Below are 16,740 nucleotides of genomic sequence, written 5' to 3'. Positions count from 1 at the left end.
CTCAGCAGGGGTAGTTGTGCTTCCCGGCCTTGAGCCCGGGGCCGGACCTCACCTGCTTGCCCTTGCCGATCGGGAACCCGCGGATCCAGTCCTGGATCACGTAGGTGTGCTGCATCTCCTTGTCGTTGCTGCCGATCAGGGAGAGCCGCAGTGTCAGCGGCACCTTCGGGATCGCCGCCTTGGTCTTCACGACGCCGACGACCTTGCCGTCGAGGAACCAGGAGATGTGGTCCTTGCCGACCTCGACCGCGTAGGCGTGGCTGTTCGTCTCGCTGCGGACTCCCTGGGGGACGCCGCCCATGGACTTGCGCCATGCGCGCTTCTTGTTGGGCGTGTACGCCCCGAACGAGTAGGAGTCCTTGGCGCGGGAGAACTGCGCGATCGTGATCGACCGCGCGGTGCAGTCGGGATCCTTCTCCGGCACCAGCGAGTAGCGCACCGTGTAGTGGCCGCCGCTGTCGTTCTGCCCCCAGACGTTGCCGCGCAGCTCCCACCGGCCGTAGGTCTGCGGGTTGCCCTGGAGGGTCAGCGTCGTGGTGCCGTGGTCGCCGGAACCCGAGTCGGCCGGGGCGACGATGCCGTACTTGCTCTCGATCATCAGGCCGCCGTTGTGACGGGCGGCGCGACCGGACCCGGTGGTGACGTCGAGCCACCGGCCTTGGCGCTTCGTCCCGCGTCCGGGCCGGTCGGTGAGCGACTCGCCGTACTCCCAGGCGAAGTCGAAGAGCGACGGCGCCCACCCGTAGTTCTGGGACGCGGTGCCCTGGCCCGCCTTGCGTGCGTCCGGCGCCCGGTCGGAGACGTCGGCGGTGCCCGGCAGGATCAGCGTCCCGACGAGGAGGGCCGCGGTCATGATCGCGCCGCGCGCGATGCGGCTGGTCGTCGTCTTCACGGGGTCACCTCCGGCGGGGTCTGGACGAAGGCCGTCTCGTGCGGTGATTCCACGTCCCAGTGATTGACCGTGTAGATCTCGTAGGTGAAGTTGCCTTCGGGCCAGACCGTGGTGTCCGTATAACTCGTCTCAGTCGGCGGGAGCGCTGTAACGAACGCACCGTCCCGGTAGATCAATAGACTCGTGAGCTGCTGGCCTTCCGGTGGCGCATCACTGATCGGGTTCCACGTGAGCTTGACCTCGCGGGGTGCGAGAGCGGTAGCAGAGAACCCCTCTACCGGCAGTGGTTGAGGGATCGGGTCGGTTTTCTCCGTATCCGATTCAGCCTTCGAGCAGATTCCCTGGTCGCTGCGCGTGAACACCGCAAACGAATAGTTCTTGTTCGGTTGCAGGTCGTTCAAAGCGAGCTGCGTCGCGCTCGGCGCCCGGAAGGCCCGGTCATCGGCGGAGCCCGGACGGTCCGGGGGCGTGGGACCCTGGTTCCAGGCAATGATGATGTCATCGACCAATGCGTCGGTGACGGTGGGCCATTCGACGATCAGACTTTCGGGATCTGCCCAGGGGTCGGCGGTCGGATCCTTCGCCTCGACGATCGTCACGGCGTTGGGGCGCTCTTGCGCGTCGACGTACGTCGGGAACGATGGGTACCAGCCGATTTCGCTGTCGTTGTCCGTCCACTCGGCGAGGCGGGCGCGGTAGGCGACCTGGCCGGTACTGGCGGACCCAGGGAGGTCGAAGGTCGCCTTGCCCTTGTCGTCGATCGTGGCGGTGGCGACCTCTTGCCAGTCGGTGCCCTTGACCCGCTTCTCGAGCCGCACTCCGCGGCCCTCGAGCACCGGCTCTCCGTCCGGTGTCGAGTCGACGGTGAGCGTGTAGCCCTCCGCCGCCACCGCGTCGTAGCTGATGAAGTGGCGGCGGCTGCCGCCGCAGTAGCTGTCGCCGTAGTCCAGGTCGTCCGGCTGGACCGCCAGGGTCACCGCCTGGTCGTGCGCGGTGAAGTTCTTCTGCTCGGTGGCGAGCCCGCCGGCCGCAGCGACGCGCAGCTTGATGTTGTTCATGCCGCGGGCGGGGAACACGAACTCGAAAGAGCCGTCGGCTTCCGTCTCCCGTGTGGAGCCCTCGATCCGGGTCCAGTCGTCGCCGGCGCGGCCCATGTGGAACTCGAGCCAGATCGACCTCTTGCCGGCGGTGCCGATGTTGCCCTTGAACGTGACGCCCTGGCCGCCGTAGAACTCGCCCGGGGAGATCGTGAGGTTGCCCGCCCGGCGGGCCTCCGACGAGCCGGGCGCCGTCGACAACGACAGCGCCACCAGGCAGAGCACGGGCAGCCACGCGTAGAGCGCGGCGCGCTTGGTGCGGATCTTCATCTGTCGAGAAACCCCCAGAGCGGGACCTGTCCGAGATGAGCCCTTCGAGCCTAGGACCGCGCCGCTGGGGTGTCTGCCGAATGGCCGATCAGGCCAGCATCTCCTCGACGTGGTCTCCGAGGAGGTCCAGGATCCGCCGCGCCTGGGCGTCGTCGCGCCGCGCCAGCCAGTCGGCGGTGAGGCCGTCGACGACCACCGCGAGGTAGCGGCCGACGTCCTCGAGCGGCACCCGGCCGCGGACGCCGAGCCCCTCGAGGATGGTCACGAACGTGAGCCCGTAGTGCTCGTACTGGTGGCGCGCGACCTCGGCATAGCCCGGCGTGCGCAGGCAGTACTGGGTGAGCTCGTAGGTCAGCAGGTGCTCGAGCGGGTGGCTCGTCACGTGGTCCCAGTACGCCGTGAGGCCCGCCCTGATCAGCTCCCGGCGCGGGGCGCCCGGCTCGAAGGACGCCTCCGCGAGGTCGACCGTGGTGCCGACGAGCTGGCGGATGACCGCGTCGAGCAGGTCCTGCTTCGAGGCGAAGCAGTAGTGGAAGACGCTCAGTGAGGTGCCGGCCTCGTTGACGATCGCGCGGGTGGTCGCCTTGCGGACGCCGTCCCGGGTCATCACGGCGATGGCGGCGTCGACGAGCTGGCGGCGGCGCTCGGCCTGCGGCAGGCGGCTGGTCGCCCGCTCGTGCTCAGTCGACATGGAACACCGGGCTCGTGCCGCTGATCGGGGTGAGGGCGTCGCCGGACGTGCGCGCGTCGCCGAAGTAGCGGATCCGGTAGCGGCCGGCCGGCGTACCTCCCGGGACCTGCCACTCGATCGTGATCGTCGAGCCGCTGGAGCCCGTCCGCTTCCAGTGGAGCTTGGTCGACCAGTCGCCGTCGTCGGCGACCCGGCGCCACCGCCCGTCACGGAGCCGCTCGACCTTCAGGTACGTCGAGCCGTGCCGCAGGTCGTTGTTGGGGTAGGCGCCCGCGAACGCGACCGTCACCACCTCGCCCGGCTCGTACGACGACTCCGGCGCCTGCGTGACGTCGCCGAACTCGCCGCCGGACGGGGGCGTGTCCGCCGGCACCAGCCCGTTGTCGGCGAACGGCGTCGGCTGGTCGTCCTTGGCGCCGAGCGGGACGGCTCGCCCGCTCCGCATCGCCCGCGCGAGGCCGACGCTCACCTGGGTCAGGGCGGGCAGCTCGTTGCGTCCGAAGATCGTCGACGCACCCTCGTACTCCTGCGCGTCGTACTCCTCGGGCGTCGTCAGGTAGTGGATGTAGTGGTTGGCGTAGCCCTGCACGAGCACCTGCCGCACGGGCACGCCGACGACGTCGGCCACCGCGCGGCGCAGCCTCAGCCCGGCGACGATCGTGACCTCGGCCGGCAGGCCGATCAGGTACAGGTCGCCGATCCGCACGAGCTGCACGGGCACGACGGACGACGCGAGGCCGAGGTCGCCCACGGGGAGCAGGATCTCCTTCGGCGCCTGGCAGTCGCGCAGCGCGGGGCTCGCCGTGTAGAGCGCGTTGCTGATCAGGTCGAAGATCGGGTTCCCGCCCCCGGCGCCCTCGTGGAAGATCGGGAGCCCGCCGCCGCCGTCCTCGGTGCTGCCGGCGGCGAACGCGGCGCCCAGTGCGGGAGCGCAGGTCGTCGCGGCCTCGCCGTCGGGGGTCCACCGCCCGTCGATCTCGTAGCCGTCGAGGTCGACGTAGACCGTCCGCGAGTCGACGCCGCCGGTCACGGCGCGAGCCCCGTCGGCTCCCCGTGCTGCCCGCAGCTGGCGGGAACCGATGATCCGGGTGTTCTTGAACTCGTCGGTCGTCGGACCGTCGCTCGGCCGCAGGTTGAGGTTCGGCGACATGTCGCCGGCGTTGGTCTGCGCGAACGACGCGACGAAGCGCGGGTCGCGGTCGGCGAGGTGGTCGACGCCCGCCACTTCCTCCCACCGGTACTCGGCGTAGCCCTTGTTGTCGGGGCTGATCAGGTGGTTGTCCGTCGACATGCTCGTCGCGTGGACGGGGAACCAGTTGATCGCCCCGACCACACGCCCGTCGCGGATGACCCGCAGCGTGGTGCTCTGGGTGTCGGTGGCGTCGTCGAAGAAGCGGCGGTCCCGCCGAGGGTTGAGGGCGAAGGCGGTGCGCGAGCGGTTGACGTTCGCGTTGTCCAGCCGGCTGGTCGCGACGGTCAGCCGCGCGGGTGCAAGGTCCTCGTGCGCGCGGACGATCGAGGCGACGACGCCCTCGACGATCGCGCGATAGGTCCGCTCGTGGAAGAACCCGCTGAAGATGTTGTACATGTTGTGGTGCGAGTAGCCGCCCACCCCGGCATGCGTGTGCGTGGCGGTCAGCATCACGTTGCGCTCGCCGTACAGCGAGCCGAACCGCTCCCGGACCTCGCCCAGGATCTCGTCGTGGATCCCCTGGAAGAACATCCCGATGTCGGCGACGACGTGGACGACGCGCTCGCCGGTGCGACGGTCGACGATGATGAACGCGCGGGAGCGCTGCCGCATGTGCAGGCCCTCGGTCACCTGGCTGGTGTCGGCGTACCCCATCATCCCGGTCTGCGCGGGCTCCCCGGTGACGTCCGCGATGCCGCGACCGACGAGGTACGGCGCGCCGCCGGCCCGCCGTTCCGGCTCGTGCACGGGCCGCGGACCGGCCTCGGCAGCGCCATCCGGCGCGGCGTCGGTGCCCGGCGGCACGGCTAGGGCGAGGCTCGCCGCGACCGCGACGGCCAGTGCGCGGGGGAGCGTGCGGGTGAGGAGCATGGCGGGAGCATACGACCCCCATCAGGTCAGTTGACCTGAAAACCGTGACCGATGGAGGCGTGCTCCGTTTGTCGGTTCATGGCAGACCCCTTCGCCCTCGGCCGCCGCGGTTTCCTCGGTGGCGTGACCGCGGCCGCCGCGGTCGGCCTCGCTGCCGAGGAGGCCGCTCTCGCCACTACCACGCGCGGCCCGCTGCCCGAGCGGGTCGACGTGGTCGTGGTCGGCGCCGGCATCTCCGGGCTGACGGCGGCCCGCCGCCTGACCCGCGCCGGTCACCGGGTGCTCGTGGTCGAGGCCAGGGGCCGGGTCGGCGGGCGCGTGCTCAACCACCACCTGCGCGCCGGCGGCGTGATCGAGGCCGGCGGCGCGTTCGTCGGGCCCACGCAGGACCACATCCTCGGGCTGGCCGACGAGCTCGGTGCCGAGACGTTCAAGGAGTACGTCGAGGGCCAGAACGTCTACGTGAAGAACGGCCGGCGCTCGACCTACACCGGGACCGTGCCCACCGATCCGGCGATCCTCCTCGACGCGGCGCTGCTGCAGATGAAGCTCGACCAGATGGCGGCCGAGATCGCCGTCGACGCGCCGTGGAGCCATCCGCGGGCGGCGGAGTGGGACGCGACCACCGTCAAGGACTGGGTCGCCCAGCAGTCGCTGGTGCCCGACGTCGACGACCTCCTCAAGTGCTACTTCCAGCCGAGCTTCGGGTCCGACGCGGGCAACGTGTCGCTGCTGTTCCTGGCCTGGTTCATCGCGACCGCCGGCAACGAGCGCAACGTCGGGACGTTCACCCGGTCCTCCAGCACGGCCGGCGGCGCCCAGGACTCGCGCTTCGTGCTCGGGTCGCAGATCGTGCCGATCCGGCTGGCGAAGAAGCTGGGTGACCGGGTCGCCCTGCGGGCGCCGGTACGACGGATCGCGCAGCGCGACCGGCACGTCGAGGTCCACACCGACCGCGGCACCGTGCGCGCGAAGCGGGTCGTCGTGGCGTGTCCTCCGCCGCTCGTGCTCGACATCGACTGGTCGCCCGGGCTGCCGGTGCGGCGCCGGCAACTCCTCGAGCGGATGCCGATGGGCAAGCTGATGAAGTGCGACGCCGTCTACGAGACGCCGTTCTGGCGCGAGGCCGGGCTGTCCGGCTCCGGCCTGTCCAACCGCGGCGCGACCCGGGCGGTCTTCGACAACACGCCCGCCGACGGCGGCCCCGGCGTGCTGCTGGCGTTCGTCGGCGGCTCCACCTGGCGTGAGTACGGGCGCCTGCCGCTCGCCCAGCGTCGCCGCGCGATCCTCGAGGGCTTCGCGGAGATGTTCGGCGAGCAGGCGCTGCACCCCGTCGAGTACACCGAGCACGACTGGACGCTCGAGCCGTGGACGACCGGCGGCCCGATCGCCCTGCCGGCGCCGGGGGTCGTCTCGACGCTCGGGTCGGAGATCCGCAAGCCGTTCGGCCGCGTCCACTGGGCCGGCACGGAGACATCGACGTACTGGTCAGGGTTCATGGACGGGGCCGTCCGCGCCGGCGAGCGCGCGGCCCGAGAGGTGGCGGATCTGCTGTGAGGTCTCGGGTTCTCTCGGTACGACGGGCCGCCGCGACCGCCGTGCTCCTCGTGGTGGGGGCGTCCGCCCTCGTGGCGACGCCGGCGTCCACGGTGGCTCGGCCCGACCGCGAGGTCGGGCACACGAAGGTGCTGGCCCTGGTCGAGGCGCCGGGCTACCCGGCCAACGTGTTCCGGCACCCCAACGGCCGCGTCTATGCCGGCACGTTCTCCAACCCCCGCGGCGACGCCGTCCCCTCGGTCGTGCGCGAGTGGACCCGCGGCGGCACGCTGCTGCGCTCGTGGACGGTGCCCGGCCAGGACCTGACCCAGCCGCACGGGGTGCAGGTCGCGACTGCCGACGCCCGCGGCCGGCTCATGGTGCTCGACAAGGGCTCGGGGCGGATCCTGATGCTCGACATCCGCACCGGCCGCTGGTGGACGTACGCACAGGTCCGCGACGTGCCCGGCGGCGCCGGCCCGATCCCCAACTACGCGGCGTGGGGTCGCGACGGCAGCCTCTACGTCACCGACTACGGCCAGCCGGTCATCTGGCGGATCCCGCGCGGCGGCGACCGAGCGTGGGTGTTCCACCGCGACCAGAAGCTCGACGGCGGGACGTTCGGCACCACCGGGATCGTCTACCGGCCGCAGCAGCAGGCCCTCTACGTGATGCAGCAGTCGTCGCTCGGCCTGGGGGAGCCGACCGTCGCGCAGGGCAAGCTCTACCGCCTCTTCATCGGCGAGGATCCCAACGGGGACGTCGCGCCACCCTCGCTGGACCGGCTCTGGACGTCCGGACTGCTCGACCTGCCCGACGGGTTCTCGTTCGGCGAGTCCGGCAACGTCTACGTCGCCCTGGCCGGCACCAACCAGATCGCGGTGCTCGACAAGCACTACCGCCCGGTCCGCAAGATCGGCGCGCTGGTGAGCGGCGACAACGGCTCCCCGGTCCCGTTCGACACACCGTCCAACGTGACGTTCGCCGGAGAGAGCGTGCTGGTGGCCAACCAGAGCTACCTCACCGGCACCGAGGCGCACCACGCGATCCTCGACGTCCACGTGGGCGAGAGCGGCGTGCCGGTCTACATCCCGGAGAGTGCCGGACGTCCGCGCCGCTGACGGTGCTGTCGGGGGCGGCCCGGCGTCGCTAGTGTGATCGCGCACACGCCGTCGCACCTACCCGAGGGAGTCCTCCCGTGCCGTTCCCGAGTCCCTTCTCCGACGTCGAGATCCCCGACCAGTCCCTCTACGACTACCTGTTCGGGAGCCTGAGCGACGAGGACGCGGCACGGGTCGCGATCACCGACGGCGACCGCACGTTCACCTATGGCGAGCTCAAGGGCGCGATCGACGCGGTGGCGGGTGCGCTGGCCGCGAAGGGCATCGGGAAGGGCGACGTCGTCGCGCTCCACGCGCCGAACGTCCCCGTGTGGCCGATCATCTTCCACGGCATCCTGCGCGCAGGCGCGGTCGTCACCACGATCAACTCGCTCTACACGCCGCCCGAGATCGCCAGCCAGCTGCGGGACTCGGGCGCCCAGCTCTACGTCACGGTCTCGCTGCTGCTGCCCGGCGCGCTCGCCGGGTGTGCGGAGGTCGGGCTCGGCGCCGACAAGGTGATCGTGCTCGACCCGACCGAGGGTCACGAGTCGTTCCTCGACCTGCTCGGGGCCGGCCAGGCTCCGCCCGAGGTCGAGATCGACCCGGCCACGGACCTCGCCGTCCTGCCCTACTCGTCGGGCACCACGGGCAAGGCCAAGGGCGTGATGCTCACCCATCGCAACCTGGTCGCCAACATCGCGCAATTCGAGCCGATGATCCAGCTCAGCCGGGACGCGGTCGTGCTCGCCGTACTGCCGTTCTTCCACATCTACGGGATGAACGTCATCCTCAACACCACCCTCCACCTCCGCGCCAAGCTCGTGACCATGCCGAAGTTCGACCTGGAGCAGTTCCTGGGCCTGATCCAGGACCAGAAGATCGACATGCTCTACATCGCCCCGCCGATGGCGGTCGCGCTGGCCAAGCACCCGGCCGTCGAGTCCTACGACCTCTCCAGCGTCACGCGGATCATGTCCGGCGCCGCGCCCCTCGACGAGGCGCTGGGCGAGGCCGTGCACGCCAAGCTCCAGTGCGACGTGCTCCAGGGCTACGGCATGACGGAGCTGAGCCCGGTGACCCACGTCATCCCGCCCGACCGCAAGGACCTGTCGGTCGGGTCGATCGGCTTCGCGATCCCCAACGTCGAGACGAAGGTGGTCGACCCCGGCACCGGCGAGGAGATCGTGCCTGTGTCGGGCGAGCGCTCCGCGCCGGGCGAGCTCTGGCTCCGCGGTCCGATGGTGATGAAGGGCTACCTCGGCAACGAGCAGGCGACGAGCGAGACGATCGACGCCGACGGCTTCCTGCACACCGGCGACATCGTCGAGGTGGGGGAGCAGGGCGAGATCTTCGTCGTTGACCGGCTCAAGGAGCTCATCAAGTACAAGGGCTACCAGGTGCCGCCGGCCGAGCTCGAGGCCGTGCTGCTGACGCATCCGGCGATCGCCGACGCGGCCGTCGTGGCCCACCCCGACGAGGAGGGCGGCGAGATCCCGCGCGCGTTCGTCGTGCTCCAGCCGGGCCAGGAGCTCTCCGCCGACGACGTGATGGCCTACGTCGCCGAGAAGGTCGCCCCGCACAAGAAGGTGCGGATGGTCGACTTCATCGACGCCGTGCCGAAGTCAGCCTCCGGGAAGATCCTGCGCAAGGACCTCAGGGGCGCGCCGACGAGCTGACCCCAAGCACTAGCTCGCCGGAGGGCCGAGAGCGACCGACTCCCCGCGCTCTACCACGCTGATGGCAGGGCGCAGGCCGGCGGTCCGGGCGCGCTCGAGGAACGTGCTGAGCTGGGACTTGAACACGGTGTAGTCGTCGTAGTGCACGGGGATGGCCTGCCCCGGACGGGTCCGTCGGAGGAAGTCGACGCCCTGGTCCGCGTCCATCGTGACGGTGTGGAACAGCACCTTGGTGCCGCCCAGGTGCACCACGGCGGTGTCGAGGTCGGGGTGACGCTCCGCGATGTGGGAGACGTGCTCGCCGGTCAGCGTGTCGCCGCTGATGTACACGCGGCGTCGTACCTCACCCCGCACCCGGTGCTCGAGAACGGAGCCCATGACCGGCGGCAGCATCCGGCCGAGCACGCCACGGGCGTGGATGCCCGGCACCGCCTCTACGAACAGGGTCTCCTCGCCTTTGGTGAGCTTCGTGCGCTCCCAGTCGCGCAGCCCCTCGGCGTCGAAGCCCCAGCGGCGCAGCTTGTCGGCGGCCTGGGGCGTGGTGAGGACGGGCTGGTCCCGGACCAGCTCGCGGCGCGCGACGCGGTCGAAGTGGTCACCGTGCAGGTGCGAGAGGACGATCGCGTCCAGCGGTGGCAGGTCGGACGGCCCGAGCGCGGGATCGGTGAGGCGTCGTGACCACAGGCCCTTGCCGAGATAGGCGCGTTGGCCGCGGTGCAGGAAGTTCGGGTCGGTGAGCAGGGTGAACCTGCCCAGGCGGAGGACGGTCGTCGCGGTGCCGACGAACGTGAGGGTGTCCGTGCCCGGCCCAGGAGCTTCCGCAGGTTCGTTCACGGCGTACGTCGGCTCAGGAGAGACCGTAGGGCCTGGCCCTTGCTCTCGACGCGGTCCGCAGCGAGGAGCAGCAGCCAATGGGCGGCACGGGCCTCGCTGTACCGGCGGTAGGCCAGTCGGCGGATCGCCCCAGAGACCCCACGCGGGGGCAGCGTGGAACCGAACACCGGCGTGAGCCTGGCGTGCTCGATCGACCGCTCCCGCGGCCACCGCTCGGGCTGGTTCTCCGGAACCTCCCCTGCGCTGCCGGACCGGATCGCGCCCGGGACCTCGCGCGGGTGCGACGGTCGGTCGGCGGGGTCGAGGTCGGCGCCCCATCCTGGGATCCGCGCTCGGAGGTCGTCAGCTGACGGGATGCCCGCCCGGTGGCCTCCGGCGTACGGGATGTTCGTCATCGTGTGCTCCTCACGCTGCCGTCGGCACGACGATCGGCTTGACGCAGCCGTCGAGCTTCCTGGAGAACAGGTGATAGCCCTCCGTGATGTCGTCGAGCGGGATGCGGTGGGTGATGATCTCACTCGGCTTGAGGTAGCCCGCGCGAATGTGCTCGAACAGGCGTGGCCACTGGCGCTTCACCGGGCACTGGTTGGCGCGGATGGTGAGGCCCTTGTTCATGGCATCTCCGAACTTCACGGCACTGAACATGGGTCCGTAGGCCCCCATGACCGACACCGTGCCACCCTTGCGGACCGAGTCGATCGCCCAGTTGAGCGCGATGGGTGATCCGCCCTGAAGCTTCAGCTTCGTGCCGGTCACATGCTGGAGGAGGCTCCCGTCGGCCTCGGCACCGACGGCGTCGATCACGACGTCGGCCCCGAGGTGATCGGTGGTTCGCTTGAGGTGCACGACGACGTCGTCGACCTGCGCGAAGTTGCACGTCTCGGCGTGAGCGAACCGGGCGGCGAGCTCGAGCCTGTCGTCGAGATGATCGACGACGATCACCCTTCCGGCACCCATCAGCCAGGCCGACTTCGCGGCGTACAACCCGACCGGTCCGGCGCCGAGGACCACGACGACGTCACCTTCGCTGATCTCGCCGAGCTGCGCCCCGAAGTAGCCCGTCGGCAGCGCGTCGGTGCACATCAGGGCGTCCTCGGAGCCCATCCAGTCCGGGATCTTCGTCGGGCCGACGTCGGCGAACGGGACTCGGACGAGCTCGGCCTGTCCGCCGTCGTAGCCGCCGGAGGTGTGGGAGTAGCCGTAGATTCCGCCCACCGCCGTGGCGTTCGGGTTGACGTTGTGACAGTTGGAGTAGAGGCCGCGCTCGCAGAAGTAGCAGGTCCCGCAGAAGACGTTGAACGGCACCATCACCCGGTCGCCGGGGGAGAGGTTCTGCACCGACGGTCCGACCTCGTCGACCACGCCGATGAACTCGTGACCGAACGTGGTGCCGACCCGGGTGTCGGGCATCATCCCGTGGTACAGGTGGAGGTCGGACCCGCAGATCGCGGCCAGCGTGACACGCACGATGGCGTCGTTGGGGTGCTCGATCCGGGGACGTTCCTTCTCTTCGACGCGGATCCGGTACGGACCTCGATAGACCATCGCCTTCACAGGTTCTTCCCTTCGTCAGTCCTGGTCGAGGTACTGCGTCGCGAGTCCGGCGGCGGCGGACAGCGCGAGGGTGCGCGCGAGCGCGTCGACGCCGGTGCGCCACCTGCGACGGCCCAGGGTGAGGACGGCCCCGAAGTAGACGGACAGGCACCACGGGCAGTCCAGCAGGTAGGACACCTTCGACTTCTCGGGCGGGCCCTGGCGGTCGATCACCGCCTGCCGCACCGGCTGAGTGATCCGGTCGTCCCGGACGAGCTTGACCAGGCGGTAGCAGGCGAGGGCGTCGATGATCAAGCGCGTGAGCGCGACGGTGCCGGAGCGCCCTGTCCGGCCCGTCGCGACATCGTCAGTGATGGCGGACCGTCGTCGCGTCCCGGCCGCGCCCCAGGGCGAGCCCGAGCGCGATCATGCCGATGCCGAGCACCAGGTGCAGCCAGTTGTCCGCCATGTCGAGCGGCACGAAGTTCGCCTGGTCGTGGCGGTCGACCAGCCAGCCGTAGACCGTCAGGACCAGATAGATCGCGCCGCCGCCGATGAGGAACGCCCGCGCGCCCTGCCACGAGCGCGCGAGAGCGAGGCCGGCGACGCCGAAGAGCAGGTGCACGATGTTGTGGAGCACGGAGACGTCGAACAGGCCGAGTAGCTCAGCGCCGGAGTGGTGGCCGGCGAACTCCATGCGGTCGTAGTCGGTGGTGATCCCGGGGATGAAGCCGAGCACGCCGACGAGCAGGAAGGTGGCAGCAACCACGGTCGCCGCCTTCTGGAGAGGCGTGGCCGTCATCGGTCGCGCGGTGGTTTCGGTCATGGTTCCCAGGTACCCGAACCCGCCCCGACCAACGTTCGGCAGGCCTTGTCGCGAGGAGATCAACGTCCGGGTGTCGGATCGCCCGCCCCGGGTATCGCGCCGCCCATGAACGTCCAGATCCGCCCTCTCGGCGGGGCCGTCGGCTGCCTGGTGATGATCCTGGTCTCGATCGTCCTGTCGGTGTTGCTGACCGTGGTGCTCAATCTGCTCCTGTAGCGCGGTCGCCCCGACCGCCGGAGGCGAGGCCCACGACGATCTGCTCGACGCCGGCCAGACCAGGTGCGGCGGCGACCTCCTCGGCCAGCTCGCGTGCGCGGGCGCGGTAGCGCTCCACGCTGAGCACGGCGCGGATTGCCCGGCGCATCTGGCGCGGCGACGGTCGGTCCGACCGGATCCGTCGCCCGATGCCGGACCAAGCGACCCGGGCGCCCACCTCCGGCTTGTCCTCCTTCCCGCCCGTCGCCACGACCGGGACCCCGTGCCGGAGCGCCTCCTGCACCCCGCCGTAGCCGCCGTTCGTGACGAAGACGTCGGTCCGGGGGAGGAGCTCGTCGTACGGCAGCATCTCCGCGGCGCGCGCGTTGGCCGGTAGCGGCGGCAACGTGTCGAGCGGCCGTCCTCCGGTGGCCACGACGACGAGCACGTCCTCGTCGGCGAGCGCCGTGAGTGACGGCTCGACGACCTGCGTCCAATCCCGATTGGCGATGGTCCCCTGGGTGAGGTGCACGACGGGGCGCGACCCGTCGAGCTCGTGCCACCAGTCCGGCGTGGGGATCGACGACGCCGAGACCTGTTGCGGCCCGACGAAGTGCAGGTTCGGCGGCGCGTCGGAGCGCGGGTACTCGAAGGCGGGCACGGTGAATTGGGCAATAGCCTCGGCGCGGCCCATCCAGTCCATGACCGACCCCGGCAGCGGCCGGCCGTGCAGCTCCTGGTGTGCCTGCTGCGCCACGGCCTCCGGCCCAGCCATGATCCTGTCGGCGAGCGCTGCGAGGATCCGGTTGCGGGCGCGGTTGAGGATGCGCGCCGGAGGCAGTCCCATGCCGAACGGCGCGGTGTCGCGGCTTCCGACAGGAAGAGGGACCACCCCGCAGACCACGATCGGCGGCCGTCGCTCCAGGCTGGCGAAGTAGGCCCCGCCGCTGAATCCGGGGTCGACCAGGACGACGTCCGCGGCCCGGGCGGCGTGCGCGGCCAGGAGGGCGTCGTACTGACCCCGACCCGGGCGGATGAACACGTTCTCGAGATCGAACGCGATCGCCTTCGTGCCCTTGAGCCGCGCGCGCTCGGGGAACACCCGGCTCCAGTCCTGCCGGTCGTCGTAGTCCGCCTCCGGGGGAAGCGGCAGGTGCTCGGCACCTGCCGCCTCGACTGCCGATGCGAACCGGGCACCGGTCAGGAACCGGACGTCGTCGCCGCGGGCGGCGAAGTGCCGGGCCACACCGAGGAGGGGAGTGACGTGCCCGTGGATCGGGACGCTGCCGATGATGATCGATGCCATGGAGAGCTCCGGTGTGCTCGCCCGAGATCAATTGATTCCGGTACCATAGGATTCACCACGGCGAGACAGGAGTCAATATGGTCGCCACCACGAAGCGGACCTATCGCTCCGCCCTGCGAGCGCGCCAGGCGGGCGAGACGCGTCGGCGGATCGTGGAGGCTGCCGGCTCTCTCTTCTCCGAGCACGGGTACGCCGGCACCACGCTCGCCAAGATTGCCGCCGAGGCCGGCGTCTCGCCCGAGACCGTCCAGGCCCACGGTCCCAAGGCCGCGCTGCTGCGCGCCGCGATCGAGGTGGCCGGGTTCGGTACGGAGGGGCTCGACGACGCGCCGCAGCAAGACGAGGCCGCACGGGCGCTGCTGGCACTGAGCGCGGACGAGATGCCCGCCGCGGTCGCCGCCTACCTGCGCGCCCTGCACGAGGCAGTGGCCGGCGTGACGCGCGCCCTGGTCGGGGGAGCGGCCAACGACCCGGCACTGCGGGACTACCAGCGCGCCATGGTCGCCAACGTCCGCGAGCAATGGGCTGGAGTGTTCACGCACTTCGCTGACCGGGGCCTCGTGCGGGGCTCCCAGGCTTTCGACGACATCGTCGACGAGTGGTGCGTGCTCGCCGGTCCCGAGACCTACCTCCGCTTGGTCGACGACTACGGCTGGTCGGGCGAGAGGTATGCCGCTTGGTTGGCCGACAAGTTCCGCACGTTCCTCGCGTGAGGGGCGGTCAGTAGCTGCCCGCCGCCAGCGTTGAACGCCTGCGTCGTCGGCGCAGGGTGGCGGGAAGGGTGAGCACCAGGGCCACGGCGATCCCGATCGCCGCGCCGAGGCCGTTGGCGAAGATGTCGCGGTCGTCGGGCACGCGACCGGGGATCTGGGTCTGCAGCGACTCGATGCCGACGGTCATCGCGACGGCAGCCGCCAGGGCGAGCCACCAGTTGCCCGCCCCGAAGAGCAGCAGCAGGAAGATGCCCGCGGGCACGAACAGCGCGATGTTGGCGAGGAACTCGAATCGTGCGTAGTCGATCGACTCGGCATAGCCGCGTCGGTGCAGCGCGTCGAGCACCCGCTGCACGAAGGCCGCCTCGTCGTAGTGGTCGGCCTGCGGCGTGAGCGTGAGCCAACCGAGGAACACGAGGTACGCGCCGGTCAGCAGGCTCAGGAACGGGTGTCGGTGGAGCATCGCTCCCGAGTATCCGGGGGCGCGCCAAGGAGCGCGCCCCCGGTCGGGTGTCACGCGACGAGCTGTCCGGCGTCCTCGTCCGCGGCGACGGTGGTCGGCCGCCGGAACAGCGCGATCGTGGCGAGCGCCCCAGCGCCGGCGACGATGGCCGCGCCGACGAACGCCGCGGAGTAGCCCTCGGTCAGGGCTGCCTTGTCGCCGAGCCGGTCGGCACCGTTGGCAGCCGCGACGGCCGTCATGACCGCGAGCCCCAGGGCGGAGCCGATCTGGTAGCTCGTGTTGACGATCCCCGAGGCCAGACCGCCCTCCTCAGGCCGGGCCGCCGAGATCGCCGTGCCGAGCGTCGGGATGAACGCCAGCGACATGCCGAGTGCGGCGACCAGGGACGCCGGCAGGACGTCCGCGGCGTAGCTGCCGTCGGGGTCGATGAGCGCGAGCCAGGCCATGCCGCCGGTCAACAGGGTCATGCCGGCCACAGTGGCGGCCTTCGGTCCGATGGCGGCGAGGAGCCGCGGCGCGAGCAGGATCATCCCGATCATGATCAGCAGCGTCATCGGCAGCAGTGCCGCGCCGCTCGGGAAGGCGCTGTAGCCGAGCACCTGCTGGAGGTAGAGGTTCAGGAAGAACCACATCGGGATCCATGCCGCACCGAGCAGCAGCTGCGCGATGTTGGCTGCGGCCAGGTTGGGGGAGCGGAAGATGCCGAGCCGCACCAGCGGCTCCCGGCCCTTCGCCTGGAGTGCGACGAAGCCGGCGATCAACGCCACGCCGCCACCGAGGACCCACCACGTCTGCGCCGCGTCCCAGCCGACCTCCGGCGCCTGCACGACCGCGTAGACCGCGGCGCCGAGGCCGGTGGTGACCGTGAGCGCGCCGAGCAGGTCGACGCGGCGGGACGACCCGGCGCCGCCGGCCGGCATGACACCCGGCACGAGCGCGAGGATCACCACGGCGATCGGGACGTTGATGTAGAACACCCAGGGCCACGTCAGGTACTCCGTGATGACGCCGCCCAGGAACACACCGGCCGTGCCACCAGCGGGGGCCGCGGCGCCGTACAGGGCGAGCGCCTTCGGCAGCTCCTTCGGGCTGGCGCCGAACAGCATGAACAACAGGGTCAGGGCCGACGGTGCGATGAGCGCGGATCCGGCGCCCTGGACCGCGCGGCCCACGAGCTCGGTCCCGACGTTGCCCGCCAGCCCGGCGACGAGCGAGCCGACCAGGAGCACCGCCCAGCCGGCCGAGAAGACACGGCGCGCCCCGAGGACGTCGGAGAGCTTGCCGCCCAGAAGCAGCAAGCCACCGAGCGCGACGACGTACGCGTTGAAGACCCAGGAGAGGTTCTCCTGGGTGAACCCGAGCTCGGCCTGCATGCGCGGGAGCGCGACGCCGATGATCGAGGTGTCCATGATGACCATGAACTGGGCTGCGGCGATCACGCCGAGCCCGAGCCAGCGACGGTTCGCCGGCGAGGTTGTGCCTGACATCTGAGCCTCCTTCAAACGGGGCACCGCTGCAGGTGCCGTCGAACGGTGATCAATAC

16 protein-coding genes are annotated in these 16,740 nt (G+C 70.7%); 4 read left to right on the top strand and 12 right to left on the bottom strand.

All coding sequences use genetic code 11. The annotated features are described in order from the left end of the window. Position 1: 1 nt before the first annotated feature. From HNR19_RS11770 to HNR19_RS11755, 4 genes are all read right to left on the bottom strand, one after another. Positions 2–892 carry a family 16 glycosylhydrolase gene (locus HNR19_RS11770; protein ID WP_179668092.1) on the bottom strand — a complete coding sequence of 297 codons (891 nt, stop codon included), beginning with the start codon at positions 890–892 and terminating at the stop codon, positions 2–4. Continuing rightward, a complete protein-coding gene (locus tag HNR19_RS11765) occupies positions 889–2,259 on the bottom strand; it encodes a fibronectin type III domain-containing protein (protein WP_179668091.1) in 1,371 nt (456 codons plus the stop codon). Before HNR19_RS11765 ends, HNR19_RS11770 begins: the two co-directional genes overlap by 4 nt. A gap of 88 nt (positions 2,260–2,347) precedes the next feature. Further along, entirely contained in the window at positions 2,348–2,950 is a 603-nt protein-coding gene (locus HNR19_RS11760; RefSeq protein ID WP_179668090.1) for a TetR/AcrR family transcriptional regulator, read from the bottom strand. Further along, positions 2,940–5,012, bottom strand: a complete 2,073-nt coding sequence (locus tag HNR19_RS11755; protein WP_179668089.1) for a neutral/alkaline ceramidase — start codon at positions 5,010–5,012, stop codon at positions 2,940–2,942. The genes HNR19_RS11760 and HNR19_RS11755 overlap by 11 nt, the downstream gene beginning before the upstream one ends. 78 nt (positions 5,013–5,090) lie before the next feature. On the opposite strand from HNR19_RS11755, the gene HNR19_RS11750 reads away from it, so the two are divergent. The 3 genes from HNR19_RS11750 to HNR19_RS11740 all read left to right on the top strand — a co-directional run bounded on the left by HNR19_RS11750 (position 5,091) and on the right by HNR19_RS11740 (position 9,327). After that, complete coding sequence (locus tag HNR19_RS11750; protein ID WP_179668088.1) at positions 5,091–6,569, top strand: flavin monoamine oxidase family protein; 1,479 nt, start codon at positions 5,091–5,093, stop codon at positions 6,567–6,569. Beyond that, on the top strand, positions 6,566–7,669 hold the full coding sequence (locus HNR19_RS11745; RefSeq protein WP_179668087.1) for an SMP-30/gluconolactonase/LRE family protein: 1,104 nt from the start codon (positions 6,566–6,568) through the stop codon (positions 7,667–7,669). The genes HNR19_RS11750 and HNR19_RS11745 overlap by 4 nt, the downstream gene beginning before the upstream one ends. 77 nt (positions 7,670–7,746) lie before the next feature. Further along, complete coding sequence (locus HNR19_RS11740; protein ID WP_179668086.1) at positions 7,747–9,327, top strand: AMP-binding protein; 1,581 nt, start codon at positions 7,747–7,749, stop codon at positions 9,325–9,327. Between the two features lie 9 nt (positions 9,328–9,336). Here HNR19_RS11740 and HNR19_RS11735 read toward each other — a convergent pair whose 3' ends face one another. The 6 genes from HNR19_RS11735 to HNR19_RS11710 all read right to left on the bottom strand — a co-directional run bounded on the left by HNR19_RS11735 (position 9,337) and on the right by HNR19_RS11710 (position 14,021). Then, entirely contained in the window at positions 9,337–10,161 is an 825-nt protein-coding gene (locus tag HNR19_RS11735; RefSeq protein WP_179668085.1) for an MBL fold metallo-hydrolase, read from the bottom strand. Further along, the gene (locus HNR19_RS11730) at positions 10,158–10,556 is read right to left on the bottom strand and encodes a hypothetical protein (RefSeq protein ID WP_179668084.1); all 399 of its coding nucleotides are present in this window, start codon (positions 10,554–10,556) and stop codon (positions 10,158–10,160) included. The genes HNR19_RS11735 and HNR19_RS11730 overlap by 4 nt, the downstream gene beginning before the upstream one ends. 10 nt (positions 10,557–10,566) lie before the next feature. Further along, positions 10,567–11,706 carry a zinc-dependent alcohol dehydrogenase gene (locus tag HNR19_RS11725; protein WP_218910645.1) on the bottom strand — a complete coding sequence of 380 codons (1,140 nt, stop codon included), beginning with the start codon at positions 11,704–11,706 and terminating at the stop codon, positions 10,567–10,569. Positions 11,707–11,730: 24 nt separating this feature from the next. Next, a complete protein-coding gene (locus HNR19_RS11720) occupies positions 11,731–12,009 on the bottom strand; it encodes a DUF1360 domain-containing protein (protein WP_179668082.1) in 279 nt (92 codons plus the stop codon). A 52-nt stretch (positions 12,010–12,061) separates the two neighbouring features. Then, positions 12,062–12,520: a DUF4383 domain-containing protein gene (locus HNR19_RS11715; RefSeq protein WP_246303504.1), complete on the bottom strand. Its 459-nt coding sequence runs from the start codon at positions 12,518–12,520 to the stop codon at positions 12,062–12,064. 199 nt (positions 12,521–12,719) lie between these two features. After that, positions 12,720–14,021 (bottom strand): glycosyltransferase, encoded by a 1,302-nt coding sequence (locus HNR19_RS11710; protein ID WP_179668081.1) that lies wholly within the window; start codon positions 14,019–14,021, stop codon positions 12,720–12,722. A 77-nt stretch (positions 14,022–14,098) separates the two neighbouring features. Between HNR19_RS11710 and HNR19_RS11705 the strand changes: the two genes are divergently transcribed. Beyond that, a complete protein-coding gene (locus HNR19_RS11705) occupies positions 14,099–14,734 on the top strand; it encodes a TetR/AcrR family transcriptional regulator (protein WP_179668080.1) in 636 nt (211 codons plus the stop codon). Positions 14,735–14,741: 7 nt separating this feature from the next. Here the strand turns inward: HNR19_RS11705 and HNR19_RS11700 are convergent, their stop codons facing one another. Both HNR19_RS11700 and HNR19_RS11695 read right to left on the bottom strand, forming a co-directional pair. Beyond that, positions 14,742–15,197: a VanZ family protein gene (locus HNR19_RS11700; RefSeq protein WP_179668079.1), complete on the bottom strand. Its 456-nt coding sequence runs from the start codon at positions 15,195–15,197 to the stop codon at positions 14,742–14,744. Between the two features lie 50 nt (positions 15,198–15,247). Next, positions 15,248–16,684 (bottom strand): MFS transporter, encoded by a 1,437-nt coding sequence (locus HNR19_RS11695; protein WP_179668078.1) that lies wholly within the window; start codon positions 16,682–16,684, stop codon positions 15,248–15,250. Positions 16,685–16,740 lie beyond the last annotated feature (56 nt).

This window comes from Nocardioides thalensis (assembly GCF_013410655.1).
Lineage (GTDB): Bacteria > Actinomycetota > Actinomycetes > Propionibacteriales > Nocardioidaceae > Nocardioides > Nocardioides thalensis.
This window is presented reverse-complemented; position numbering and strand designations above follow the sequence as displayed.